4 protein-coding genes are annotated in these 5,162 nt (G+C 66.4%); 1 reads left to right on the forward strand and 3 read right to left on the reverse strand.

Going from position 1 to position 5,162, the window contains the following annotated elements; translation table 11 throughout:
• Nucleotides 1-546 (forward strand): Crp/Fnr family transcriptional regulator (locus tag MJ777_RS22165; protein WP_239377680.1); only part of this gene is annotated, 546 nt, incomplete at its 5' end.
• Between the two features lie 390 nt (nt 547-936).
• Here MJ777_RS22165 and MJ777_RS22170 read toward each other — a convergent pair.
• The 3 genes from MJ777_RS22170 to MJ777_RS22180 all read right to left on the reverse strand — a co-directional run bounded on the left by MJ777_RS22170 (nt 937) and on the right by MJ777_RS22180 (nt 5,048).
• Nucleotides 937-1,896: a pentapeptide repeat-containing protein gene (locus tag MJ777_RS22170; RefSeq protein ID WP_239377681.1), complete on the reverse strand. Its 960-nt coding sequence runs from the start codon at nt 1,894-1,896 to the stop codon at nt 937-939.
• 1,423 nt (nt 1,897-3,319) lie between these two features.
• Nucleotides 3,320-3,901 (reverse strand): hypothetical protein, encoded by a 582-nt coding sequence (locus MJ777_RS22175; protein ID WP_239313683.1) that lies wholly within the window; start codon nt 3,899-3,901, stop codon nt 3,320-3,322.
• A gap of 514 nt (nt 3,902-4,415) precedes the next feature.
• Nucleotides 4,416-5,048: a response regulator transcription factor gene (locus MJ777_RS22180; protein WP_239313681.1), complete on the reverse strand. Its 633-nt coding sequence runs from the start codon at nt 5,046-5,048 to the stop codon at nt 4,416-4,418.
• Nucleotides 5,049-5,162: the final 114 nt, after the last annotated feature.

Below are 5,162 nucleotides of genomic sequence, written 5' to 3' on the forward strand. Positions count from 1 at the left end.
TCTGATGGGTCGACGCGGCGGCTGCGGGATACCGAGACGGCGCTGGAATGGGCTGAAGAGGAGCTGTTGCAGGAGGACCTGGCGGCCCTTCCGCCGACGGGCCACGTGCCGCTGGACGCCCAGGAGCTGTTGGCTGAGCTCGGTGCCGAGGAGATGGCCTTCATCCGGGCGGCTACGGAGGTCCGCACCTATGACCAGGGTGAGGTCGTGTATGACGAGGGTGATCCGGCGGATGCGCTCTACTTCGTCACTCGAGGGCTGGCGAACATCGAGGTAAGCGCGGGTGGGAACCGTTGGTTCCGGCTCAAGACGGTGTCTGCTGGAAGCGCCTTCGGTGAGCTCGCGATCGTCGATGGTGGTGTGCGGACGACTCGTATCGTTTCCGCTGGGATCACGGTCTGTGAGGTGCTGTCGACGGTGGCCTTCGAGCTGCTGTTGAAATGCCATCCGGGGGCGGGGGATGCCATTTTCCGGGCGATCGCGCGGAGCCTGTCCTGCCGGTTGCGGGAGACCACGAGGGAGATCCAGGCTCTGGAGGAGGGATGACGGGAGCGGCCGGCCCGTCCGCGCGACCTTGCGCAATCGCGGCTAGGCGTGGCCCCGGTGACGGTCTCTTCCCGGCCCTGACGCAACCGTCGGCATCCCTGCCCCTATGAACACAGGACCTCCGGAGCGCGGCGCGTGCTCCGCTCATGCGGTGCGCCAGCCGGGCCGAAGCTCTGGCCACAGGACAATATAAAGATCATTATATGGCAAAGCGGGAGGAGCTGTTTCCTCGCCGTGGAGCTTGGCCGGAGCCCCGGGCCGAACCATTGGGTCCGGGGTGAACAGCTGGTGGCGTCTACCTGGCTGCCGGCCCCGAGGAGCTGGCGCGGGCGACCCCTGTCGATCACGGGTATAGGATGATCGAACTGTCGTGCCAGACAGATTGCCGCGTCAGGTCAGGGACAGGGAGCCGGTGAGTTCCTGGCCCGGAGCCAACCGAACCCGGAAAACGCGAGGGGATACCTCCCCCGAGGCCTCCCACATGCGTCGCGCCCATTCGGAGTTCGGCCAGCGTGTATCCGGTGACCACCATGCGCCTGCGAGGTTCGCCTGGTCCAGCTGGGCGCCGGTGAGGTTCGCCCCGAACAGGCGGGCGTCGGTGAGGGTCGTCTCGGTGAGGGTCGCCCTGTCCAGCTGGACGCCGGACAGGTCAGCCCGCTCCAGCTGGCTGCCGGTGAGGTTCGCCCCGGCCAGCCGGGCGCCGGTGAGGGTCGCCCCGGCCAGCCGGGCGCCGGTGAGGTTCGCCCCGAACAGGCGGGCGCCGGACAGGTCGGCCCCAGCGAGCTGGGCGTCGGACAGGTTCGCCCCGAACAGGCGGGCGCCGGTGAGGTTCGCCCCGAACAGGCGGGCGCCGGACAGGTCCGCCCCGAACAGGCGGGCGCCGGACAGGTCCGCCCCGGCGAGCTGGCTGCCGGACAGGTCCGCCCCGGCGAGCTGCCCGCCGGACAGGTCCGCCCCGGCGAGCTGCCCGCCGGACAGGTCCGCCCCGGCGAGCTGAGCGCCGGACAGCTCCGCATCGAACAGGCGGGCGCCGGACAGGTTCGCCCCAGCCAGCATGCTGTCGGACAGGTCGGCCCCGGCCAGCATGGTGTTGGACAGGTCGGCCCCGGCCAGCATGGTGTTGGACAGGTTCGCCCCGAACAAGCAGGCGCCGGACAGGTCGGCCCCGGCGAGCTGAGCGCCGGACAGGTCCGCCCCGGCCAACCGAGAGCTGATGGCGCCCACCGTTGCCGGCTCGGCCAGTTCTCCCTGCGTTTTCGTCGCGGTGGGCGAGTGGGTCTGGATCCGGAGACTGAGGTCATCACGGAGAAAGGACGTAGCAGGGAGCGGGTGAATGTCGTCGGTAGTCATTGCCTGTCCCCTTCTTTTCAGCGGCTTGCGATGGTGGTGCAGGAGGCTGGCCATGGCGCGAGCCGTGGCCACATCGTTGATAATCCTCGTGATCTCGACATGGGAATAGCCTGGTGCGCTCAACGACACAGTGGTATACCCCTGTCCCGGGGCGGCTGGGGGTCCTGCGGCCTCTTGTGAAAGATCGTGGCGCGGGGGAGCTCGGCGGGCTTCGTTGAGCCGCGGAGAGCAGCCTGGATGGTGAGGACGACGCGTGTGGTACGGCGCTGTTCAGTGCGTATCCAGGCCCGGCAGAGGCGGCTGAACGCCAGGAAACGGCTGCCGACGAAGTAGGTCGTCAACGCCGCGCCTCCGTCCGGAAATTATCCTACCCGGCGTAACTCTATATCGGCGAATGGACGTAGTCCGACGATCAACGTGTCGGGGAGGAGTCCTCGATGGCCGCCGTGGTCAGGGGCAGTTCTCCGGCAGCTATGGTAGGTAAGGCCGCGTGGGCTTCTCCAGGCTCGTTTCTTGATCATTTGTGCGCCCGTCGACCATGCGTGCAGGATTGGCCAGGTATACCATGCCAGGGCATCGGTCAGCATCAGAAACGGGTTCTCCTGACGCGATCGTGGGTGTGATCGCTGTGCGATGGGTCGCCATAAGAGCGCGTCCTTCTCTCGCTGGGCTGCGCGATCGGTGAGAAACCGTGCCCGACAAAGAAAGAACGGTGTGCGTCTCCAGCGGATGGCGCAGAGGCCCTCGGGGCCGAATCGGTGATGCTGGAACAGGCGGCTCTCGGCGGGGACGAGGAGGCTGTCCGCATACGATGAAGAAGATCGTAGCCTCAACAGCGTTCATGTCGTGACTGAAAGTAGGTGGATGCTGGCCAGGGCGGGCTGGCGGCCGCTGATGGGCCCTGGGCCGGGAATCCTCCGGCCGCTCATCGAGACAGAGCTGGCCTGGGTGGCCTGTGCCGAGCATGGTGTCGTGGGGGCCGGGTGCGTGCTCTGCGACGGTGCATGGACCTGTTCCATGGCGTGGCCGTGCGCATGGGGCGCCTCACGATTACGCGTTTGTCAGCATCCACAGGGAGGCGCTTGACGCCCATCTCCCCGGGCTTGTGGCTTCTGTTCACCGGTACTGTTGATTCTTACGGTGGCCATGGTTGGCGATGGCGTAGCGGTCATACTGTTTGGACAGGTAGTCCGGTCAGTGGGCTGACTGATACGCCAGGGGAATTATAGGACAAAATGTTCGCAAAATCAGGCATGCGCCAGTTCGCAGCCACCCCCGCGAGTGGGCGGCGGGTGAGATTCCCGCCGCCCACTCCACTGACTGTTACATTCCGCTGCGGCACGAGGTGGCCTGACCGCGGTACGGGTAGCTGAGCCTGCGCTGAACAGGCACGTTCGAGCTGCGGATCGCGCGAAATCGTTGGTCAGTAGCTGCTGCCGCCACCGCTGCCGCTGTCAGCGGTGGCGGCCTGCGTTGCGCTCGCGGCGGCCGGCAGGGTGACGGCGTGCCAGATGCCGCCGACGCCGTCGCCCTTGGTGTCGCCCGCGGCGCTGTCGCCCGCGAAGGTGTAGAGCGGCAAGCCACGGTACGTTGCTTGTATTCCGCCGTCGGGACGGACGATCGTACCGACGGGCTTCGCCAGCCCGGAGACCGTCACATCGCCCGGTGACCCCAGGAGCAGCGGCGGCCACTTGGCGACGCAGTCGGCTGCGGTGCAGCTACTGGTGTTGCTGCCCTTGTCTTTGTCGAAGCTGTACAACGTCCTGCCGGCGGGGGTGACGAGGGTACGTCCGAGTGAGGTCTGGCGGATACCTACGGGAGCGTCCTTGGTCGAGCCGGCCGTGGCATTGGCGGACGTAGTGGCGGACCATTCTGCCGCCTGGGTGGCGGAAGCGGCAGCGGTGCTCGGCGCTGAAGCGCTCTGGGAGCTTTCGGAACTCCCGCAGGCACTGAGCGTGCCGGCCAGTGCCAACGCCAGCACCGGTAGTATTGTCTTCCCTCGCATTACTTCCTCCTGGTGTCTACGCGCTTTCACGTAAAACACGCGGGGCGGCCGTCGGTGCGTTCACTTCCTGGCTGTCGGAGTGGTGACATTACCGCTTATTGATCTTTTGTTCGTGAAGTGGCGGCAGGGCTTCATGGGTGCCCTGGGCGGATCAGGCATCCGGGTGCGCCGATGGGCCGGCCACCGTGGGATCGGGCGCGGCTGGACGCAGGACAACGGTCGCCGCTTGCGGCGCTGCGAATGTGCCCTGTCGACAGGACAGAGTGCCCGGCCGCCGAGGCCGCGGACCTGGTCGCGACGTGGATAGAGTCAGGTGACGGCTGGCGTCTGGGTAGTGACAGAACAACACCGGGCGTGACACGGCTGTTGGGGCGTAGACTCGACGATCGCTCAGTCCCGTCTTCCGCACATCATCCTTGCCGACCCGCGGTGATCGCCAGGAGTGGCGACCATGGCAATGTGCTGACCGGCAGCGATGCGACATGTGCGGAAAACGGGTTGGCGGGCGGCCGTGCTACAGGATGCCGAGTTGGTTGGCGCGGCTGAGGGCCTCGACACGGTTGCGCGCGCCGAGTTTTTCCAAGGTGCGTTGCAGGTACGTCTTGACGGTATTACGAGTCAGGCCAAGCGCGGAGGCGATCTCAGGATTCGTTTCGCCCATGGCGACATGCCGCAGGATGTCGTACTCGCGTCGAGTCAGGCCGTGTTCGCGCAGTTTTCGGTTGACCAGGAGAAGGCCGTCCTGCCCGAGGTCGGAGAAGATGACGCGCTCACCGGCCGCCACTCGACGGATGGCGTCGACGAGATCCGTGCGTTCGGTGTCTTTGACGACTATTCCGTGACCACCCGCAGCCATGGCCGAATTGAGCGCGGCGTGATCGGGGTGAGCGGTAAAAAGAATGATTTTCAGGGCGGAATGCTGCGCACGTAGCTCCTGAATCACTTCTGGGGCCAACATGTCGGGCAGGCGAAGGTCGAGGAGAACCACGTCCGGGTGGAACTCCTGCACGGCGCTGATTGTCTCGCGACCAGTGCGCGCGTAGCCGGCGATCCGCATGGAGGAGGTGTTCTGCAGCGCGAGCGTCACGCCGTCGAGAACGATGGGGTGGTCATCGGCGACGAGGACTCGTATGACTCGGCCGGTCATGCCGGTACCCATGCCTGGACGGTGACACCATCGTCGTCGTTGGGGGCGACGGCGAGCGAACCACCGATTCTGGCCAGCCGGTCAAAGGCTGCGGCCAGCCCGAGACCGGTGTCA

It is taken from the genome of Protofrankia sp. Cj5 (genome assembly GCF_917627405.1).
GTDB lineage: Bacteria > Actinomycetota > Actinomycetes > Frankiales > Frankiaceae > Protofrankia.

What these genes read in the sequence shown, in the direction of transcription:
- MJ777_RS22175 (WP_239313683.1), bottom strand. Translation starts at nt 3,901, where the DNA reads ATGCGAGGGAAGACAATACTACCGGTGCTGGCGTTGGCACTGGCCGGC.
- MJ777_RS22170 (WP_239377681.1), bottom strand. Translation starts at nt 1,896, where the DNA reads ATGACTACCGACGACATTCACCCGCTCCCTGCTACGTCCTTTCTCCGT.
- MJ777_RS22180 (WP_239313681.1), bottom strand. Translation starts at nt 5,048, where the DNA reads ATGACCGGCCGAGTCATACGAGTCCTCGTCGCCGATGACCACCCCATC.